Genomic DNA, 19,150 nt, shown 5'->3' with positions numbered 1-19,150 from the left:
GGACCGCATGGCCACAGCAGCCGCGCAGCGCACCGCCCGCACGACGGCGGACGGCGCACCGGACACCGTCGACATGGCGGCCTACCAGCACGCCTTCGACGCGGCCGTGGCCGCAGACGAACGCATCGAGCCCCGCGACTGGATGCCCGACGCCTACCGCGCCACGCTGGTCCGCCAGATCGCGCAGCACGCCCACTCCGAGATCATCGGCATGCAGCCGGAAGCCAACTGGATCACTCGCGCCCCCTCCCTGCGGCGCAAGGCGATCCTGATGGCCAAGGTCCAGGACGAAGCCGGCCACGGCCTGTATCTGTACAGCGCGGCCGAGACCCTCGGCACCAGCCGCGACGAGCTGCTCGACAAGCTGCACAACGGCCGCCAGAAGTACTCCTCCATCTTCAACTACCCGACGCTGACCTGGGCCGACGTCGGAGCGATCGGCTGGCTGGTGGACGGCGCCGCGATCACCAACCAGGTGCCGCTGTGCCGCTGCTCCTACGGCCCGTACGCCCGCGCGATGGTGCGGATCTGCAAGGAGGAGTCCTTCCACCAGCGCCAGGGCTACGAACTGCTGCTGGCCCTGAGCAAGGGCACCCCGGAACAGCACGCGATGGCACAGGACGCAGTCGACCGCTGGTGGTGGCCCTCGCTGATGATGTTCGGCCCGCCCGACGACGAGTCCCAGCACTCGGCGCAGTCGATGCAATGGAAGATCAAGCGCCACTCCAACGACGAGCTGCGCCAGCGCTTCGTGGACATCTGCGTCCCCCAGGCCGAGTCCCTGGGCCTCACCCTCCCCGACCCGGACCTGCGGTGGAACGAGGAACGCAGCCACTACGACTTCGGCCCGATCGACTGGACGGAGTTCTGGGAGGTCCTCAAGGGCAACGGTCCGTGCAACGAACAGCGGATCACCCAGCGCCGGCGCGCCCACGCCGAGGGCGCATGGGTGCGCGAAGCGGCCGCCGCCTACGCGGCCAGGCACACCGGCGGCACCAACGGCACCGGTGAGGCAGGACACGAGACAGGAGCGGAGCGAGCATGAGCACCACCGACTGGCCCCTGTGGGAGGTCTTCGTGCGCTCCCGGCGCGGCCTCTCCCACACCCACGCCGGCAGCCTGCACGCCCCCGACGCGGAGCTGGCCCTGCGCAACGCCCGCGATCTGTACACCCGCCGCGGCGAAGGCGTGTCGATCTGGGTCGTCCCGGCCGCCGCGATCACCGCGTCCTCACCGGACGAGAAGGACCCGTTCTTCGAACCGGCCGCCGACAAGCCCTACCGGCACCCCACCTTCTACGAGATCCCGGAAGGGGTGAAGCACCTGTGACCGCCACCGGACCCGCCACCGTCCCGGTGACCGCCGCCCTCGCCCTCGGCGACGACGCCCTCGTGCTCTCCCACCGGCTGGGGGAATGGGCCGGGCACGCCCCCGTCCTGGAGGAGGAGGTCGCCCTCGCCAACATCGCCCTCGACCTGCTCGGGCAGGCCCGAGTACTGCTGTCCCTGGCCGGCGACGAGGACGAACTCGCCTACCTTCGCGAGGAGCGCGCCTTCCGCAACCTCCAGCTGGTCGAGCAGCCGAACGGCGACTTCGCCCACACGATCGCCCGCCAGCTGTACTTCTCCACCTACCAGCAGCTGCTCTACACCGAACTCGCCTCGGCCGACGGCCCCTTCGCACCCCTCGCCGCCAAGGCGGTCAAGGAAGTCGCCTACCACCGCGACCACGCCGAGCAGTGGACGCTCCGCCTCGGTGACGGCACAGAGACCAGCCACGAGCGGATGCGTCGCGCCTGCGAGGCGCTGTGGAGGTTCACCGGTGAGATGTTCCAGCCGGTGGAGGGCCTCGACGCCGACTGGGCCGGCCTGGACGCACGCTGGCAGGAGTCCGTCACGGACGTCCTCACTCGGGCGACCCTCCCCCTCCCCGAGGGCCCGCGCACCGGTGCCTGGTCGGCCGGTGCCGGCCGGCAGGGCCTGCACACCGAGCCGTTCGGACGGATGCTCGCCGAGATGCAGCATCTGCACCGCAGTCACCCGGGGGCGTCATGGTGACCGCCACCCACCTGGAGACAGAGCTGCTGGAGCTGGCCGGCTCGGTGCCCGACCCCGAACTGCCGGTGCTCACACTCCAGGAACTGGGAGTGGTGCGTGCGGTGCGTCTCCACGGCAACGACACGGCCGAGGTCGATCTGACCCCCACCTACACCGGCTGCCCCGCCATCGAGGCGATGAGCGTGGACATCGAACGGGTACTGCGGGCCCACGGCATGCGCGAGGTCACGGTCCGCACGGTGCTCACACCGGCCTGGACGACCGACGACATCAGCCCCGAAGGACGGCGCAAACTCCAGGAGTTCGGCATCGCTCCTCCGCGCGTACGCAGCGACTCCGGCCCGGTTCCGCTGACCCTCGGCCCGACCCGCACGCACGCGGCCGAGGCCGAACCGGTCCGCTGTCCGCACTGCGGATCCGCCGACACCGAGCTGCTGAGCAGATTCTCCTCCACCGCGTGCAAGGCCCTGCGCCGCTGCCTTGCCTGCCGTGAACCGTTCGACCACTTCAAGGAGTTGTGATGGCGCGCTTCCACCCGCTCCCGGTGGCCGCGGTCGACCGGATCACCGACGACTCCGTCGCCCTGACCTTCACCGTCCCACCCGGTCTGCGCGAGGAGTACCGGCACACGGCCGGACAGCACCTGGCGCTGCGCCGACAGGTCGACGGCACCGAGATCCGGCGCACGTACTCGATCTGCTCCCCCGCCCCCGACCCGGCCGGCGCGGGCCCGGACAGCCTGAGAGTGGGCGTGCGGCTGGTGGAAGGAGGGGCGTTCTCCACCTACGCGCTGAAGGAGATCAACGTCGGCGACGAGCTGGAGGTGATGACCCCGGCCGGCCGCTTCACCCTGGACCCGGCGCCGGGGCTGTACGCCGCGGTCGTCGGCGGCAGCGGCATCACCCCGGTGCTGTCCATCGTCGCCACGCTGCTGGCACGCGAGCCGGCGTCCCGGTTCTGCCTGATACGCAGCGACCGCACGGCCGCCTCCACGATGTTCCTGGAGGAGGTCGCCGACCTGAAGGACCGCTACCCCGAGCGGCTTCAGCTGGTGACCGTGCTCTCCCGCGAGGAGCAGCAGGCGGGCCTGCCGTCCGGCAGGCTCGACCGGGAGCGGCTCACCGGGCTGCTGCCCGCGCTGCTGCCGGTCGGGGAGGTCGCGGGCTGGTTCCTGTGCGGGCCGTTCGGGCTGGTGCAGGGAGCGGAGAAGGCGCTGCGCGAGCTGGGCGTGGACCGGTCCCGTATCCACCAGGAGATCTTCCATGTGGACGCGGGCTCGCCGTCGGCCGCCACCGTCCGGACGCCCGCGCACAGCACCGTCACCGCCCGGCTCGACGGACGCGGTGGCACCTGGCCGGTGCAGGAGGGCGAGTCCCTGCTGGAGACGGTCCTGCGCAACCGCGCCGACGCCCCCTACGCCTGTAAGGGTGGGGTGTGCGGGACGTGCCGTGCCTTCCTGGTCTCCGGCGAGGTCCGCATGGACCGCAACTTCGCACTGGAAGCGGAAGAGACGGAAGCCGGATATGTACTGGCCTGCCAGTCGCATCCGCTGACGGAGCAGGTGGAGCTGGACTTCGACCGCTGAGGCCTGCACGGGGGCGGCCATGCGGGGAGCGTGGGGAGGGGTGGGGAGGGGGAGGGAGGGGCCCCAGGAAACACAGCGACTCCGCACCGTTCCCTTCTCCTAGAACCTGTTCTATCTTGACGCCCCGTCAGAAACCGCACCGTCGGAGGGACAGGCCGTGGACTTCACCTTCACCGAGGAGCAGCGGGCGGCGGCCGAGGCGGCGCGCGGGGTGTTCGCCGGCGTGGTGCCGGACGGGGTGCCCAGCCCGGCGCTCACCACGGGGGCCGTGGCCGAGGGCTTCGACCGGAAGCTGTGGTCCCGGCTGGCCGGGGCGGACCTGCTGAGTCTGCTGCTCGACGAGGCACACGGCGGTTCCGGTCTGGACGCGATCGCGCTGTGCCTGGTGCTGCGCGAGTCCGCCAAGGTCCTCGCCCGGGTGCCGCTGCTGGAGCACAGTGCGGCGGCGGCAGCCGTACAGAGCTACGGCACTGCGGAGTTGACGGAGCGCCTGCTGGCCCGGGCCGGGCGGGGCGAGCTGGTGCTGACCGTCGCGGCGAACGGCCGCAGTGGCCATGACTCGGCCGAACTGGCCGTCGGTGCACGGCGGGAGGGCTCGGCCTGGGTGCTGGACGGGGTGCAGACGGCGGTGCCGTGGGCGTACGACGCGGACCTCGTCGTCGTTCCGGCCCACGTGGAGGGCACGGCCGCCGACCGGACGGTCCTCGCGCTGGTACCGCGCGAGCGGGACGGAGTGGTCCTCGCCGAGCAGGTGTCCACCAGCGGGGAGCGGCTGGCCGAACTGCGGCTCGCATCGGTACGGGTCGAGGCGGGCGAGGTCATCGAGGCCGACGGCGCCTGGGAGTGGCTGCATGCGCTGCTCGCCACCGGCACCTGCGCGCTGGCGCTCGGTCTGGGCGAGCGGGTGCTGCGCATGACCGCCGAGTACACCGGCAAGCGGGAGCAGTTCGGGTATCCGATCGCGACCTTCCAGGCGGTGGCCGTGCAGGCCGCGGACCGGTACATCGATCTGCGTGCCATGGAGGCCACGCTCTGGCAGGCCGCCTGGCGGATCGCCTCGGGGGCACCGGGCGCGCTGCCCGCGGCCGGGGATGTCGCGGTGGCGAAGATCTGGGCGGCGGAGGGGGTACGCCGGGTGGTGCAGACGGCGCAGCATCTGCACGGCGGGTTCGGTGCCGACACCGACTGTCCGCTGCACCGCTATCACGCCTGGGCCAAGCACCTGGAGCTGGCGCTCGGCCCGGCGGCGGCGCACGAGGAGAGGCTCGGGGATCTGCTGGCCGCCCACCCGCTGGGCTGACCGCGCGGCCAAGCGCCACCGGGTCGAGCTGCAGCACGTGGCCGGACCGGCCGCAGGGGCGAGCCACAGGACGAAACCAGGCCGGACGCCGAAACACACCCCAGCACGAAGCCGGACAACCCACCACAAAACACGACAGCCCGAAACCGGGCCGGCCACCGGAACGGGACTGCAGCCCCAAACCGGGCCGGCCACCGGGACGAGCTACAGCACGAAGCCGGGCCGGCCGTCGTCGGTGATCACCGGGCGGCCCGCGGCCTGCCAGACCTGCATGCCGCCGTCGACGTTCACCGCGTCGATGCCCTGCTGGACCAGATACATGGTGACCTGGGCCGAGCGGCCGCCGGAGCGGCAGATGACGTGGACGCGGCCGTCCTGGGGGGCGGCGTCGGTCAGCTCGCCGTAGCGGGCGACGAACTCGCTGATGGGGATGTGCAGTGCTCCCTCGGCGTGGCCCGCCTGCCACTCGTCGTCCTCGCGGACGTCCAGCAGGAAGTCGCCGTCCTTGAGGTCCGTGATGTCGACCGTGGGCACACGAGCTGCGAAATTCATGTCTCCGACGCTACCCGAAGGTCCCGGAGGGGGCGGGAACCACGGTGCGGCTCAGCCCTGCTCCTGCAGGGCTGCCAGTTCCGCCTCCCGCTGGGCGATGTCGGCGTGCAGCCTGGCGGCGATCTCGTCGAGCAGTCCGTCGGGGTCGTCCGGGGCGAGCCGGAGCATGCCGGCGATCGCGCCCTCTTCCAGTTCGCGGGCGACGAGGGTGAGCAGCTCCTTGCGCTGGGCGAGCCATTCGAGACGGGCGTACAGCTCCTCGGCGGGGCTCGGGCGTCGCTCGGGCGGTACCGGGCCGGCGGCCCATTCCTCGGCCAGCTCTTTCAGCAGTGCCTCGTCACCTCGGGCGTAGGCGGCGTTGAGGCGGGTGAGGAATTCCTCACGCCGGCGGCGTTCCTCTTCCTCCTGTGCGAGGTCGGGGTGGGACTTGCGGGCCAGCTCGCGGTAGAGCTTGCGGGCCTCTTCGCTGGGCCGCACCCGCTGCGGGGGCCGTACGGCCTGGTCGGTCAGCATGGCGGCGGCTTCCGGGAAGAGGCCTTGGCCGTCCATCCAGCCGTGCAGCAGTTCCTCCACGCCGGGGATCGGCATCACCCGGGCGCGGGCCTCCTCGGCGCGGCGGATGTCCTCCGGGTCGCCGGTGCGGGCGGCCTTGGCCTCGGCGATCTCGGCGTCCAGCTCCTCGATGCGGGCGTAGAGCGGGCCGAGTCTCTGCTCGTGCAGCCGGGAGAAGTTCTCGATCTCGACACGGAACGTCTCGACGGCGATCTCGTACTCGATCAACGCCTGCTCGGCGGCCCGTACGGCCTGCTCGAGCCGTTCCTCGGGCCGCGGGGCCTGATCGGCTTCCGGGGTCGTCACGCGAACAGGGTAGGGGATGCGGAATCTCGCCGTAGGGGGTGCGGTCGGGATGCGGGTGGGTTGTGGGCGTTCGCTCCCTCAGGTTCTCGGGCTTCGCCATGCCCCGGGGAGGCCCCGTCGGGGCGGAGCCGCGTGCCGGCACGGGCCCCGTCCTCCTTCGGGGCGCTGCAGTCCCGCCCCGCCCGCTCCCGGCCAGGGCCCGCACCGGCCTCCCCCGCGCCCCTGGCCCCGCCTAAACGCCCAGCTCCGCCGCGATGCGCCCCTCCCGGATGCCCTTGACGAGTTCGGTGTGGTCCGCCTCCGTGCGGTCGGCGTAGGCGACGGCGAAGGCGGCTGTCGCCTCGTCCAGTTCCTCGTTCTTGCCGCAGTACCCGGCGATCAGCCGCGGGTCGGCGCTGTGGGAGTGGGCGCGGGCCAGCAGTGCGCCGGTCATGCGGCCGTAGTCGTCGATCTGGTCGGCGGCGAGGGCGGCGGGGTCGACGCTGCCCTTGCGGTTGCGGAACTGGCGCACCTGGAAGGGGCGCCCGTCGACGGTGGTCCAGCCGAGCAGGATGTCGCTGACGACCTGCATGCGCTTCTGCCCGAGGACCACCCGGCGGCCCTCGTGCTGCGCCGGCGGCGCCTCGAATCCGGCCGTGGCCAGGTGGGGGAGGAGCGCGGAGGGCCGGGCCTCCTTCACCTGGAGCACCAGCGGCTGCTCACGGTGGTCGAGGAGGAGCACGACGTAGGACCGGGTGCCGACGCTGCCGGTGCCGACGACCCGGAAGGCCACGTCGTGCACCGCGTGCCGGGCGAGCAGGGGGTGGCGGTCCTCGGAGAGGGTCGTCAGGTACTCCTCCAGGGACGCGGCGACGGCGTGGGCCTCGGCGTCGGGGATGCGGCGCAGGACCGGCGGTGCCTCCACGAACCGGCGTCCGCCGTCCGCCGCCGCCTCGGTCGACTTCGCCGCGAACCGGCCGCTGGTGTTGGCGCGGGCCTTCTCCGAGACGCGCTGCAGGGTGCCGAGCAGATCGTGGGCGTCGGTGTGGGAGACCAGTTCCTCGTCGGCGATGGCGTTCCACGCGTCGAGGACGGGCAGCTTGGCCAGCAGCCGCATGGTGCGGCGGTAGGCGCCGGCCGCGTCCCGCGCGGCGGCGTGGCAGGTGTCCTCGTCGGCGCCGGCTTCTCGTCCGGCGAGCACCAGGGAGGCCGCGAGCCGCTTCAGGTCCCATTCCCAGGGGCCGTGCACGGTCTCGTCGAAGTCGTTCAGGTCGATGACGAGGTCGCCGCGGGGGTCGCCGTACAGGCCGAAATTGGCCGCGTGCGCGTCTCCGCATATCTGGGTGCGGATCCTGGTCGTGGGCGTGCGGGCCAGGTCGTAGGCCATGAGTCCGGCCGAGCCGCGCAGGAAGGCGAACGGGGTGGCCGCCATCCGTCCGACGCGGATGGGGGTCAGTTCGGGGATGCGGCCGGCGTTGGACGCGGTGACCGCGCTCACCGCGTCGGGGCGGGAGGCGTCCAGGTCGAGCATGCGGTGCGCGGCGCGCGGCACGCTCGTCCGCAGCGCCTTGCCCTCTTCCTTGGGCGAGCCGTGCCGCGGCCACGGGGCGAATCCGCGTATCTGCGGCAGTCGGCGCATCTGCCCGTCCGCGACCATGTCCCCACCTGTTCCGGTCACTGCGACCGCCTCCCCCGTACGCCCTTCGGCACGAACATCAACTCGTGCAGACCGTACAGCCGGCGTCCGGAACGCGTCAGGCCCTGTGGACAGTGGTCCGCAGTACGGACGGGTGCGCGTCGGGTCGAGGACTGTCCGGCCGTACGTCGAGCCGCTCGGCCTCGTGGATGCTCCCGCGGTCGGGCCCGTTCACTAGTCTTGGTCGGTATCGGCCGACTGCGGGGTGTGTGTTGAGAGACTTGGTCCATGTCACACCGGATGTCAGGGACCGGCTGGTTGTCCGGTTCGGACCTGAGGTGCTCGCCTGGTGTGACGAGTTGCCCGCTCTCGTCGGCGAACTCACCGCTCGCTGGGGGCTGGATGTCGTGACGGCGGGTGGGGGAGGCACCTCACGGGTGTTCCGCTGTGTGAAGCGTGACACCGGTGCCTCCGTGTGGCTGAAACTTACGCCGGATCACACGATTGCGGGCGAGGAGGCCGAAGCCCTGCGGGCTTGGGTGGAAACGCCGTCCGTTGTCACTTTGCTGGCACAAGATCTCAGCCACGGGGCGCTGTTGCTCCAGAACGTGGAGCCGGGAGTGCCTGTGAAGCAGCTCCCCTGGGAGTTGTCCGACGCCGCGGCGTTGCTGAGGGAGCTTCGGGCCGCTGATGTCACGCCAGGAGAGCACTCGGTGCTGAAACCTCTGTCGCACCGGGTCGACTTCCTGTTCGGGCTGGCGGAGAGCATGCTGGCGGCAGCGGACAGGAGCGGTCTGTTCACCTCGGCTGCACTGGTCCGGGCTCGGGAGGCGGCCCTCGAACTTGCCGCCACCGGGCCCGTGGGCCTGGTGCACGGGGATCTGCACCCGGCCAACGCGTTGTCCGGTCCGGGCGCCCGCATGGTGGCGATCGATCCGAGGCCCGCGTGGGGCGACCCGGACTTCGACGCTGTGGACTGGGTACTCGATGGCGTCCTGGATCTCGACGTGCTGGAAGGAAGGATCGAGAAACTGGCGGAGATGGTTCCTGGCCAGTCTCCCGATCGGGTGAGGGGCTGGTGCCGGGCTCTGTCCCCCCTCATTGCGATACCCAGGATCTGCGCGCGACGGGAGGACGCGGAAACCGGGTTCCTCATCGCCCTGGCCGGCAGCTGACCGCCCCGTCGCCCTACTCTCCGAGCATTTCCTCGAGCAGTGCCATCCTGATGTGAACGGCGTTGGCTGCCTCTCTCCAGTAGCCGTTGTGCGGGGTGGTGTCGACGTCGGTCGCCAGTTCGTCCTGGCGGGGCAGGGAGTGCAGGACGAGCAGCTCGGGGCGGGCCGTGCGCTCCAGCAGCTCGCGGGTCACTCGGTAGGTGTCGGGGGTCGTCGGTTTGCCCTCCGTGGCAAGGTGGCGTCCGACCTCGTAGTCGGGCTGTACCACCGGTTCCAGGTAGACGACGTCCGCGCTGGGCAGTGCGGCGGCGAGGGACTCCACGCGCTCCACCGCGCAACCCGACGCCGTCACCTCGTCGATGAGCGCGGGGTCCGGCTGCATGTCGTCCGGGTGCACCAGGAGGATGCGGCACGCGTAGTGGCGCAGTCCCAGCAGCACCGATCGCATGGTGCGCATCCTCAGATCGCCGCTCAGGACCCAGGTGGTGCCGTCCATCCCGCCATGGTGCTCACGGACGGTGTACAGGTCGGCCATGGCCTGGGTGGGATGTTCGCCCCAGCCGTCTCCGGCGTTGATGACCGGGACTCCGGCATGCGCGGCGAACGTCTCGGCGGCTCCTGTCTGCGGGTGCCGGACCACTATGACGTCGCCGTAGCAGGAGAGCATGGTGGCGATGTCGCCCATCGACTCCTGGAAGTAGTCCCCCGCCCTGGTCGATGAGGGGTCGGCGAAGCCGGTCACACGCCCGCCCAGGCGGAGCATCGCGGACTCGTGCGAGAGGCGGGTACGCGTACTGTTCTGGTAGAAGGCGCTGACGAGGACGCGCCCGGGCAGGGAGCGCAGTGACTCCTCGCGGGGCCGTTTGGCGATGAGGCTCGTACGGTCGAACAACGCCTCCAGTTCGACCCTTCCGAACTGGCGCATGGAAAGCAGGTCGCTGCCTGCGCGGAATGGTGTGTGGTCCATGGTGATGCGTACCTTCCGTGGAGTGCCGTCCGCCGGGGGAGATCGTCCGCGGTCTTTGCGGCGGCGGAGCGGACACGCTGTGGTCAGGCCGGTTGGCGGACGAGCCGTAGCTCGACGGCCTCGGCGAAGGCTGCGGCCGCCTCCGGCCGGTGGCAGAAGAAGAGACAAGGGCTGGTCACATCGAGTTCGACGAGCTGGAGCCGCCCGTCGTCGGCTCTGATCAGATCGACCCTGGCGTACAGCTCGTCACGGCAGCCGGCGGCATCCATCACCGCGTCGGCGGCCTCGGCCAGTTCGGCGGTCACCGGGTACGGCTCGTGCGTGCCGCCGTATCCCTCGTGCACACGGATCTCTCCCGCGGGAGGCCGTTTCACCAGCGCGTGGCTCAGCCGGCCGTCGATGTGGACGACGGATATCTCGCCCTCGCCGCGGACATTGCTCAGGAACGGCTGCAGACACCATTCCCCGCTGCCCGGGGCGTCTCCGAACGAGGTGGCGGACACGGCCGACAGGAGGGTGACCCCGCGTCCGCCCAGGGCGGTCGCGGGTTTCACCACGGCGTCGGCCCAGCCGTGACGGCGGGCGACGGCCCGGGCGTGTCCGGGATCGTCGACGATCTCGGTGGGGATCACCGGAGCCCCTGCCGCCGCAAGATCCGCGAGATACCTCTTGTGATGGTTCGCGCGCACGGCGTCCAGGGAGTTCGCGATCGTGGTGACGGAGGCGACCCGCTCGTACCAGGCGAGGAACTCGGCTGATCTGTCCGGGTAGTCCCATGGCGAGACCACGACGACGAGGGGGAAGGCGCTCCAGTCGACCCTGGGGTCGTCCCATGCCACCGGGACCGGTTCGATGCCGCGCGACCGCAGAGCGGACAGGAGCGGCTGATCGTCCTCGCACAGTCCGGGCAGGCGGGTGCAGGTGACGCAGGCGACGGTACGGCTGCTGCGGGCTGTCACGGTGCGGCTCCTCACCAAGTCTCGTCCAGCAGTCGGGACATGCGGTCCAGCCCGTCCCTCAGTTGGTCGGTGGGAACGCCGAATCCGAGCCGGACGTGGCCGGGCATGCCGAAGCAGCGGCCAGGGATCAGCAGCACTCCGTGCTCACGCATCAGGCGGTCGCAGAACTGCTCGTCGTCGACGCCGCGGAGCCGCGGGAAGGCCACGACCCCGCCGTGCGGGCGTACCCAGTCCGCCTTCTCGTCGTGCTCGGCCATCCAGGAGTCGAGGACGGAGAGGTTCCTGCGCGCGAGTTCCATCTTCGGCACCAGCAGGGCGTCCGCGCCGCGCACGGCGTGCAGGGCCACCTGTTCGACCAGCGGTGACAGGGCGAGCGTGGTGTAGTCACGCATCACGACGAGCTCGTCGATGAGCGGTTCGGGGGCGAAGCACCAGCCGACCCTCAGTCCCGGCAGGCCCAGTCCCTTGGAGAAGGTGCCGAAGCTGATGGCGCGGTCGTACTCCATGGCGGGATTGGCCGGCAGGTGTCCGTCGTACCTCATGTCCGCGAAGACGGAGTCCCAGATGAGATGGGCGCCGTGAGCCCGGGCGATGTCGACGATGCGACGCTGGGCCTGCGCGTCGACACTGATCCCGGTCGGGTTGTGCGGAAAGTTGGCGATGACGGCCCGGGTCCTCGGGGTGACCAGGGAGGCCAGTGCGTCGAGGTCGGGGACGAAGCCGTCCTCGAACCGCAGGCGCCACGGTACGACGGTGCAGCCGATGGCCTCGGCGATGCCCACCAGGGTGTGGTAGGCGGGCTCGACGACCACGACCTCGTCGCCGGGCCGCAGCAGGGTGGTCAGCACCATGTACTGGGCCTCGCCGGAGCCGTGGGTCACCATGACCCTGCTCGGGTCACCGTCGCCCCACCGCTGCGCGATCGCGGAACGCAGTTCGGGAGCGCCGCAGGACCGGCTGTCGCGGAACGTCACCTCGGCGAGATGCCGGGACTCCAGGCCGGTCAGCTCGAACAGTTCGGCCATCGAGTAGGGTTCGACGCCGCTGGAGCTGATGTCGATCCTGGCGTCGAAGTAGGAGTCGCGCAACCAGTCCTCTAGTGGAGCGCGTCGGAGCTGCATGGGTGGTCCCTTCGGGTTGCGCGCCGTTCACGGGCGGGGCGTCGGAGTGTCGAGGAGCCCGGCGAAGCGCCCGACCGGACGCCGCGGGACGGGTGGAGGAGGAACGGGCGTGTCCAGGCCCTCGGCGGCCATGGCGCGCAGGACGCCGGTCAGCCGGTCGACGAAGCGGGCTACCTGCACGGCCTCCTGGCCGGAGTCGGGATGGATCACGTGGAGGCGGAGCCGCCCGGGCGAGGTCACGAACTCCACACTGAGTCCGAATTTCACCGTGGTCGGTGCCGGCGCGGGCAAGGGGTCGAGCCGGACCGCCCCGTGCTGGACCGTCACCTCCTCCTCCGAGCAGGTGACGATGACGTCGAAGAGCGGCCCGCGGGTGTCGGCGCCCATGTCCGCGGCTGCTCGCAGGACGTCCACATGGGGTGCGTCGGAGTGTTCGACCAGGTCGAGGAAGTGGTCCCAGACGTCCTGCACCGTCCGCCGCAGCGGAGCGCCGCGATGAACGGCCAGGCGCAGGACGAGGGGGTCCACCAGCATGCCGACGACCGACTCCCCGCCGGGGAACGCCCGCTTGGCGATGTTGGCTCCGACCGTCACCTCGCTTGCGGCGCACCACTCGGCGAGCGCCACGGCACAGGCGGCCAGTCCCAGCCCGTACAGGGTGACGCCCTCCGTGGCGGCGAGCCGGCTCAGGGCCTGGAAGCCGGCGCCGTCGATCACGGCGTGGGCCTCGCCGGCGGCCGTGGCCGAGGGGCCGGGCCCGGGGAGCCGCGGCCAGGGAGTGGTGGGTCGTGTCGCCGTCGCGATCCGCGCCCGCCGGGACACGGCGGAGGCCGCGTCGGGGCCGCGGCGCACGTCCTCCTCCCAGGCCACGAAGTCCTCGTACTGGGCCGGCTGGTCCGGAAGTCCGGTGGCCTCGCCGTCGAGCAGGGTGCAGAGCTCGTCCCTGAGCACTCCGATGGACCAGGCGTCCACGGCGATGTGGTGGCACGTCCACACCACGCTCGTCGTGCCGCCCGGCTCTTCGGCGATCAGACACCTGGCTGATCCCTTGTCCAGGTCGAAGGGGGTGCGATGCATCTCGGTGACGAGTTCCTGGACGGTACGGGCCGCTCGGTCGTCGTCACCGGTCAGCGCCAGGTACCGGACGGGGACCTCGTCGGGGCGCAGCGTCACGCGCTGAGGCGTGCCCTGCTCGTCGCTCCGGTAGGCGCCGCGCAGCACGCGGTGCCGGGTGAGCAGCGTACGGGCTGCCTGTGCGACGGCCGGTGTCTTGCGGCCGGTGACGCGCCAGCCGAAGGTGATGTTGTAGTGGGTCGCCGAGGGATCGAGCTGCCACAGGAACCAGAGCCGTTCCTGCATGGTCGAGAGTTGTTCCGCACGGGTGGTCATGGCGGTCGGCTAGCTCCTGGCTCCGGAGGGCGAGGGACTGGGAAGGCGGTCGCCGATGTACCGGGCGACCTCGTGTGCGGACCCGGAGCGCAGGAACACCGAGAGCGGGACGGGCACGCCGAATCGGGTGCGCAGTCTGGTGATCACGCGCATCGCGGCGAGCGAACTGCCGCCCTGCGCGATGAATCCCCGGCCGGCGTCGAGGTCCGTCGTACCCAGCACTTCCTGCCATGTGTGCAGGACCGCGGCGCACACCGGGTCCTGGGCCACGGCTGCGGCGGGCGGGGTCCGGGGCCCAGCCGTTTCGGCCGTCGTGGCAAGCCCGACGCGGTCGACCTTGCCGTTCACGGTGAGCGGGAAGGTGCCGACGCGCAGGAAACGCGCCGGTACGGCGTGCGCCGGCAGCTCGTTCCGGCAGTGGGCGCGCAGTTCGGCGGTCTGTTCCGGGGTGAGTTCGCCGTCCGGCGGAGCGGCGGGCGGGGTCCCGGTCGTCTTCACGAAGCCCACCAGCTGTGCGGTCTCTCCCCGGGTCGTCTTGACGACGACGGCCCGCTCGACCCAGCCGACCCGTTCCAGGACGACCTCGACGTGTCCCAGTTCGAGCCGGTATCCATGGATCTTGATCTGTGCGTCCTCGCGGCCGAGGAACTCCAGCGCTCCGTCCGGGCGCAGTCGCCCGCGGTCGCCGGTGAGGTACACCCGCAGCGGACCGGCGCCCTCGCCGGGCGAGATCTCCACGAAACGGTCGCGGGTGAGCTCGGGTGCCCCCAGATATCCGCGGGCCAAGGATCCGCTGATCGCGATCTCACCCGTGTCCCCGGCCGCCACGGGCCGCTGCTCCTCGTCGAGGATGTGGACGGCGCAGTGCGCCAGGGCAGTCCCCACCGGTACCGGTCGGTCCGGCGCCGTCACGGCTTCCTCGTCCACGGTGTGGACGGTGTTGGTCACGACGCTCTCGGTGGTGCCGTACACATGAAGCAGGGGAACGCCCCAGCTCAGCCACTGACCGACCAGCTCCCGGTCGAGCCGGTCGCTGCCGACGAGCACCCTGCGCAGGGCTCGCGGGGGCCGTCGTCCCTGCGCGACCAGGTGGCGCACCCATTCGTGCCAGTAGGCCGTCGCCAGTTCGACGGAGGTCACCCCGCGCCGTTCCATCAGTTCGCTCAGTTCTTCCGGGGCGAGGGGGTCGTCCGTCGGCGCGAAGGCGACCGTCGCTCCGGTGGCGAGGGCTGGGAAGATCTCCTCGATGACGACGTCGAATCCCAGGGCGGCCGCCTGGAGGACCACGTCGTCGCAGCGCAGGCCCACCTTGTCGGCGAACGCCGTACTGAAGGAGGAGAGTTCGCGGTAGCCCACGGCGACTCCCTTGGGCCGGCCGGTGGAGCCGGAGGTGTGGAAGACGTAGGCGAGGTCCTCGGGCTCGGGGGCGGGCATCGCGGACGGGTCCGGTGCGGCCGGCGCTTGCGGTCGCTCCCCCAGGAGGGAGAGGACGAGCTTGTGGCAGCCGGCGGGGACGAGTGCCTCCGTCGAGTGATCGCAGACGACCAGCTGCGCTTCCGCGCGTTCGACCACCTCGGCGAGCTGTCCCGGTGGCTGCCTGCGGTCCAGCGGGAGGAAGGCCGCACGGGCCCGCAGGGCGGCCACCGCCGCGGCGGCCAGGGTGAGCCCGGAGCCGAACAGGAACCCCACGCGGTGACCCGGGCGGACGCCGGCGGCCGCGAACCGGTCGGCCAGCTCGCGGGTGACCCGGTCGAGTCCGCCGTACGTCAGACGGACCGGTCCGCCGTCGAGCGCGAGGGCGTCTGGTCGCCGTAGGACCTGTTCGCCGAAGCGAGCGAGGATGTCCGGTGCTTCGTCAGGACGGTGCGCGCCCACAACCATGGTTGCTCCGTCTCCTTTTCTCCGTGCGTCCTCGGGTCAGTGCGTGACGTGGCTCAGCAGACTGCTGCGCGACTCGCGGGACCTGCGCAGGTCCCGGGTGATGCAGATGCGCTTCAGCCAGCGGTCCGTGCCGTCGTAGCGAGCGGTGAACGGTTTGCGTCCGTGCACGACCACGTGGTTGTCGATGAAGCAGTAGTCACCCGGTGTGAGCGTGACGTCCTGGAGCCGGGCGTCCAGCGCCCGGGTGAGGTTCGCGAGGGCTTCGGCGGCCCGGTCGTCCCCGTCGACCGCCGACCAGAAGTACCGGTCCGCGCGGATGTACGGCCGCTCGTGGTCTCCGTACAGCACGGCCACCGGCGTCGGCCGCTGCAGCATGGACTCGATCCGGGCGAAGTCGGCGCTGATCTCGGCGGAGTTGCTCGCGGGCAGATGGGACTCGTCGGGCTGGATGACGAAGCGCTCCTCGAAGAGGATCTTCACGTCCTCGGCGTCCAGGCCGAGGCCCGCCGCGTCCGCGACGGTGGTCGCCGCGCCGACGGGATTGCGCAGACAGGCCAGCATGACGAAGTCCGGGCGCAGCGGGTGGAAGGCGTCCTCGGTGTGCCATTCGATGAGGGCCTCGCTGGCCGAGCCGAGCTGCTTGTGCTCGTTGCCGCGGATGGGCAGCACATCGTGGATGACCCGTCCGTCCTGCTGGGTGGCCCAGCCGAACGCCTCGCCCAGGACGGCGGAGTACAGCACCATGCGGGTCTCGAAGACGGCGGTGCGCTCCGGGTCGCCCGTGCTGTTCCAGTGCTCCGGGGTCGGTCCGATGGCCGCGTCGTCGACGTCGTGGCCGCCGATGACACAGACGCCGTGCTCCTCGCGGCGGTACCGGTTGAGGAAGTGGTGGACGGAGGAGGGCAGTTCGGCGGCGATCGCAGCGGCGTCGACGAGGAACCCGGGGTCGACCGGGGAACCGTACCGGTCCAGTGAGCGACGGGCGAGTGCGTTGACGGCGGCCAGCTCGGCGGAGTCGAGAACGAGCTTGTGCATGAGTCCTCCAAAGCAGGGTGGGACGAACGAAGGAAATGGGTGGTGGGCGGACCGCTGCCCGGCTGTGCTGCGGGAGCCGGGAGGGAGGCGCCCCTAGCGGGCCGCGAGCCGCGGGAACCGGAACAGGGCGGGCAGTTGCAGGAGCGGAAGGGCGGCGAGTGCGATCAGGCACGTGTTCAGGCCCAGGAACTGGCCCAGCGCGCCTCCGGCCAGGGCGCCGAGGGGCGCGGCCCCCCAGGCCACCGTGCGGTAGGCGGCGGTGACGCGTCCCAGGAGGTGGGCGGGGACTTCCTGCTGCCGGTACGTGACGCTGGCCACGTTCCACAGGACGACGGCGGCCCCGTACACGGACAGACCGGCCGTCGCGAACGCGGGCGCACGCCCGGCCACGGGCAGCAGCAGCCCCACCACCACCAGCACACTGCTGAGCACGAGGACGAACCGTGTCGGCACGGCCCGCTGCAGCCGGGGAACGATCAGGGCGGCCCCCAGGCTTCCCACCGCGGAAACGGCGAGTACGACACCGAAGGCCCGGGACGACAGCCCCATCGGCCCGGGGCTGACGGCGTAGAGCGTGAACTGGGCGAACCAGCCGGTGTAGGCCGTCGCGCCGAGCGCTGTGCTCCACGTCAGGGTGCGAAGGGGGCGGTGACTCCACAGGAAGCCGAATCCCTCCCGGATTCCCGCCAGCACCCTGGGGTTCTCCGGCGGGGGGGTGCGCGGGCTCCGCAGCCGGCTCAGCAGCAGCAGAGCGACGGCGTAGACGGCTGCCGTGCCGACCGTCAGCCGGCCGAGGGTCAGCGCCGCCAGCAGGCCCGCCAGGGCCGGTCCCGCCAGGTGACTGCTCAGCGTTTCCACCGCCGAGAGCCGGGCGTTGGCCGAGCCGAGCCGGTCGGCCGGGACCAGGGACGGCAGTACCGTCTGCGCGGCCGTGTCGTAGCCGACTTCGCACACGCCGAGCAGGACGGCCACGACCACGAGTGCGCCGAGTCCCAGGCCGCCGGCCGCCAGTGCGGCCGCGACGGCCAGCAGGAGCAGGCAGCGCAGCGCGCTGGCGGTCACGAGCATCCGCCGACGGTCCCAGTAGTCGGCCAGCACGCCGGCGAACGGGGCGAAGAACGCCCAGGGCACGCTGCGGCAGAAGGCGACCAGCCCCACGGCGAACGGCGCTCTGGACGCCTGGAACGCCAGCAGGGGCAGGGCGACCGTCGACAAGCCGTCGCCGAGGAACGAGACCCCGAACGGCGCGACGATCCGCCATGTGCCCGGCACCGCGGCCTGCGGGTCCCGTACGGTCACTCCCGTGCGGGGCCCCGTCCGGGGCGAGTTGCTCATCCGCCCCAGCCCGTGTGATCGAGGGCGGCCGCCGAGACGCTCCGGTCGGCCGTCGGTCCGGTCGTGGGGTGAGAGCACCCCAGTCCCAGCGCCACGGCGGCCAGCACCGGAACCATCAGCAGCGAACGATACTTATTACGAAAGTTCATGACTTTCCCCGTTAAATTCGATCGGTTCGTGGCCTCGAAGGAACATTGACCGACCGTCTAGTCTCGGAGCCACAGTCTTTGATCTTCATGAAGCTGCACGTCAGGAATGTGAGGGCCACCTATGGGGGGAGCAAACGGGGGAAACGGGGCGTTCCCCTTCGACGGGTGGAGCGACAGCCATGCGGCCGTCTACCGCGCGGTACTGCACCGTGAGCGGTCCGACGTGGCACTGCTGGCGCGCGACACGGGTCTGAGCCGGGAGGAGAGCGACGCCCTTGTCGCGGACCTGCTGGCCATGCGGCTCCTGCGCGCCGACGAGGACGGCGAGGGCACGGTCGTCGCCGCGGACCCCCGGCTCGCGGCCGCACATGTGCTGGCACCGGCCGAGCTGGCGGTCCGGCAGCAGCAGCGCGAGGTCGACTCGTTCCGGGCCGGGCTGGCCGAGCTGACGGCCGCTTTCACGGACAACAGCCGTGACGACCAGGACAGTTGCTCGGTGCAGTGGATCCGGGACCTCGACATCGTGCTGTCGCACATCGCCGTGGCCGCCCGGGACTGCGAGCGGGAGGTACTCGCGGCTCAGCCGGGTGGGGCGCAGTCGGCCAACGTGCTCGACGAGGCCCTGCCCCGGGATCTGGAACTACTGCGCCGTGGCGTCCGGATGCGCATGCTGTACCAGCACACCACTCGCTTCGACCCGCCCACACAGCTGTACGTCGAGCAGGTCACACGCGTCGGCGCGGAGGTGCGCACGCTCTCCGAGTTCTTCGAGCGGATGATCATCTTTGATCGGAAGCTGTGCTTTGTGGCGGTACCCGACCGGCCGACGGAGGCCGTCGTCGTACGGCAGCCCGCGCTGGTCGAGTTCCTGTGCGGTGTCTTCGACCGGGTCTGGAGCGGCGCGGAGTCCTACAGCGGAACCGCGGACGGCTACCTCAATGCCCGCGCCCACTCCGAGGAGATCCACTCCCGGATCGTCGACATCCTCGCCGACGGCGTCAAGGACGAGGTCGCCGCCCGGCGCCTCGGCATGTCCGTCCGCACCCTGCGCAAGCACATCGCCGTGATCATGCAGGAGATGGGCGCGGAGAGCCGCTTCCAGCTGGGCTGGCTGATGGGCAGCCAGCGCCCGGCGGGCAGTGCACCGTCGTCCGGAAAGCCGTAGCGCGCCT

General features: G+C 71.3%; 19 protein-coding genes. 8 read left to right on the top strand and 11 right to left on the bottom strand.

The window, feature by feature from the left end:
• Window positions 1-7 precede the first annotated feature (7 nt).
• The 6 genes from paaA to ACZ41I_RS32540 all read left to right on the top strand — a co-directional run bounded on the left by paaA (window position 8) and on the right by ACZ41I_RS32540 (window position 4,942).
• A complete protein-coding gene (paaA, locus tag ACZ41I_RS32565; protein ID WP_468515745.1) occupies window positions 8-1,045 on the top strand; it encodes a 1,2-phenylacetyl-CoA epoxidase subunit PaaA in 1,038 nt (345 codons plus the stop codon).
• On the top strand, window positions 1,042-1,329 hold the full coding sequence (gene paaB / locus ACZ41I_RS32560; RefSeq protein WP_014673816.1) for a 1,2-phenylacetyl-CoA epoxidase subunit PaaB: 288 nt from the start codon (window positions 1,042-1,044) through the stop codon (window positions 1,327-1,329). Before paaA ends, paaB begins: the two co-directional genes overlap by 4 nt.
• A complete protein-coding gene (paaC, locus tag ACZ41I_RS32555) occupies window positions 1,326-2,057 on the top strand; it encodes a 1,2-phenylacetyl-CoA epoxidase subunit PaaC (protein WP_468321067.1) in 732 nt (243 codons plus the stop codon). The genes paaB and paaC overlap by 4 nt, the downstream gene beginning before the upstream one ends.
• Complete coding sequence (gene paaD, locus ACZ41I_RS32550) at window positions 2,051-2,578, top strand: 1,2-phenylacetyl-CoA epoxidase subunit PaaD (protein WP_363215815.1); 528 nt, start codon at window positions 2,051-2,053, stop codon at window positions 2,576-2,578. The genes paaC and paaD overlap by 7 nt, the downstream gene beginning before the upstream one ends.
• Window positions 2,578-3,642 carry a 2Fe-2S iron-sulfur cluster-binding protein gene (locus ACZ41I_RS32545; protein WP_399766607.1) on the top strand — a complete coding sequence of 355 codons (1,065 nt, stop codon included), beginning with the start codon at window positions 2,578-2,580 and terminating at the stop codon, window positions 3,640-3,642. Before paaD ends, ACZ41I_RS32545 begins: the two co-directional genes overlap by 1 nt.
• 157 nt (window positions 3,643-3,799) lie before the next feature.
• Window positions 3,800-4,942 (top strand): acyl-CoA dehydrogenase family protein, encoded by a 1,143-nt coding sequence (locus ACZ41I_RS32540; protein WP_468515744.1) that lies wholly within the window; start codon window positions 3,800-3,802, stop codon window positions 4,940-4,942.
• 204 nt (window positions 4,943-5,146) lie between these two features.
• Here ACZ41I_RS32540 and ACZ41I_RS32535 read toward each other — a convergent pair whose 3' ends face one another.
• The 3 genes from ACZ41I_RS32535 to ACZ41I_RS32525 all read right to left on the bottom strand — a co-directional run bounded on the left by ACZ41I_RS32535 (window position 5,147) and on the right by ACZ41I_RS32525 (window position 7,988).
• Window positions 5,147-5,476, bottom strand: coding sequence for a rhodanese-like domain-containing protein (locus tag ACZ41I_RS32535; protein WP_363215858.1), 330 nt, complete (start codon window positions 5,474-5,476; stop codon window positions 5,147-5,149).
• A 69-nt stretch (window positions 5,477-5,545) separates the two neighbouring features.
• Window positions 5,546-6,352, bottom strand: a complete 807-nt coding sequence (locus ACZ41I_RS32530) for a hypothetical protein (protein WP_363215811.1) — start codon at window positions 6,350-6,352, stop codon at window positions 5,546-5,548.
• Window positions 6,353-6,584: 232 nt separating this feature from the next.
• A complete protein-coding gene (locus ACZ41I_RS32525; protein ID WP_363215857.1) occupies window positions 6,585-7,988 on the bottom strand; it encodes a DUF2252 domain-containing protein in 1,404 nt (467 codons plus the stop codon).
• A gap of 260 nt (window positions 7,989-8,248) precedes the next feature.
• Between ACZ41I_RS32525 and ACZ41I_RS32520 the strand changes: the two genes are divergently transcribed.
• Window positions 8,249-9,142 carry an aminoglycoside phosphotransferase family protein gene (locus ACZ41I_RS32520; RefSeq protein WP_468515743.1) on the top strand — a complete coding sequence of 298 codons (894 nt, stop codon included), beginning with the start codon at window positions 8,249-8,251 and terminating at the stop codon, window positions 9,140-9,142.
• A gap of 13 nt (window positions 9,143-9,155) precedes the next feature.
• Here the strand turns inward: ACZ41I_RS32520 and ACZ41I_RS32515 are convergent, their stop codons facing one another.
• The 8 genes from ACZ41I_RS32515 to ACZ41I_RS32480 form a co-directional block, all read right to left on the bottom strand.
• Complete coding sequence (locus tag ACZ41I_RS32515) at window positions 9,156-10,109, bottom strand: aspartate/ornithine carbamoyltransferase family protein (protein ID WP_468515742.1); 954 nt, start codon at window positions 10,107-10,109, stop codon at window positions 9,156-9,158.
• An 83-nt stretch (window positions 10,110-10,192) separates the two neighbouring features.
• Window positions 10,193-11,068: an ATP-grasp domain-containing protein gene (locus tag ACZ41I_RS32510; protein WP_468515741.1), complete on the bottom strand. Its 876-nt coding sequence runs from the start codon at window positions 11,066-11,068 to the stop codon at window positions 10,193-10,195.
• An 11-nt stretch (window positions 11,069-11,079) separates the two neighbouring features.
• Window positions 11,080-12,189: a capreomycidine synthase gene (gene vioD, locus ACZ41I_RS32505; RefSeq protein WP_468515740.1), complete on the bottom strand. Its 1,110-nt coding sequence runs from the start codon at window positions 12,187-12,189 to the stop codon at window positions 11,080-11,082.
• Window positions 12,190-12,216: 27 nt separating this feature from the next.
• Window positions 12,217-13,578, bottom strand: a complete 1,362-nt coding sequence (locus ACZ41I_RS32500) for a condensation domain-containing protein (protein ID WP_468515739.1) — start codon at window positions 13,576-13,578, stop codon at window positions 12,217-12,219.
• A 9-nt stretch (window positions 13,579-13,587) separates the two neighbouring features.
• Window positions 13,588-15,459, bottom strand: a complete 1,872-nt coding sequence (locus ACZ41I_RS32495; protein WP_468515738.1) for an amino acid adenylation domain-containing protein — start codon at window positions 15,457-15,459, stop codon at window positions 13,588-13,590.
• A 36-nt stretch (window positions 15,460-15,495) separates the two neighbouring features.
• The gene (gene gntD / locus ACZ41I_RS32490) at window positions 15,496-16,494 is read right to left on the bottom strand and encodes a guanitoxin biosynthesis L-enduracididine beta-hydroxylase GntD (protein ID WP_468515737.1); all 999 of its coding nucleotides are present in this window, start codon (window positions 16,492-16,494) and stop codon (window positions 15,496-15,498) included.
• A gap of 93 nt (window positions 16,495-16,587) precedes the next feature.
• Window positions 16,588-17,829, bottom strand: a complete 1,242-nt coding sequence (locus tag ACZ41I_RS32485) for an MFS transporter (RefSeq protein WP_468515736.1) — start codon at window positions 17,827-17,829, stop codon at window positions 16,588-16,590.
• On the bottom strand, window positions 17,826-17,978 hold the full coding sequence (locus ACZ41I_RS32480; protein WP_363215802.1) for a hypothetical protein: 153 nt from the start codon (window positions 17,976-17,978) through the stop codon (window positions 17,826-17,828). The genes ACZ41I_RS32485 and ACZ41I_RS32480 overlap by 4 nt, the downstream gene beginning before the upstream one ends.
• Before the next feature lie 121 nt (window positions 17,979-18,099).
• Between ACZ41I_RS32480 and ACZ41I_RS32475 the strand changes: the two genes are divergently transcribed.
• Entirely contained in the window at window positions 18,100-19,143 is a 1,044-nt protein-coding gene (locus tag ACZ41I_RS32475) for a LuxR family transcriptional regulator (RefSeq protein ID WP_363215801.1), read from the top strand.
• Window positions 19,144-19,150 lie beyond the last annotated feature (7 nt).

The organism is Streptomyces sp. NPDC030799, assembly GCF_055572255.1.
Note: the sequence above shows the minus strand (reverse complement) of the source record. Positions and strands in the feature narration are given on the sequence as shown.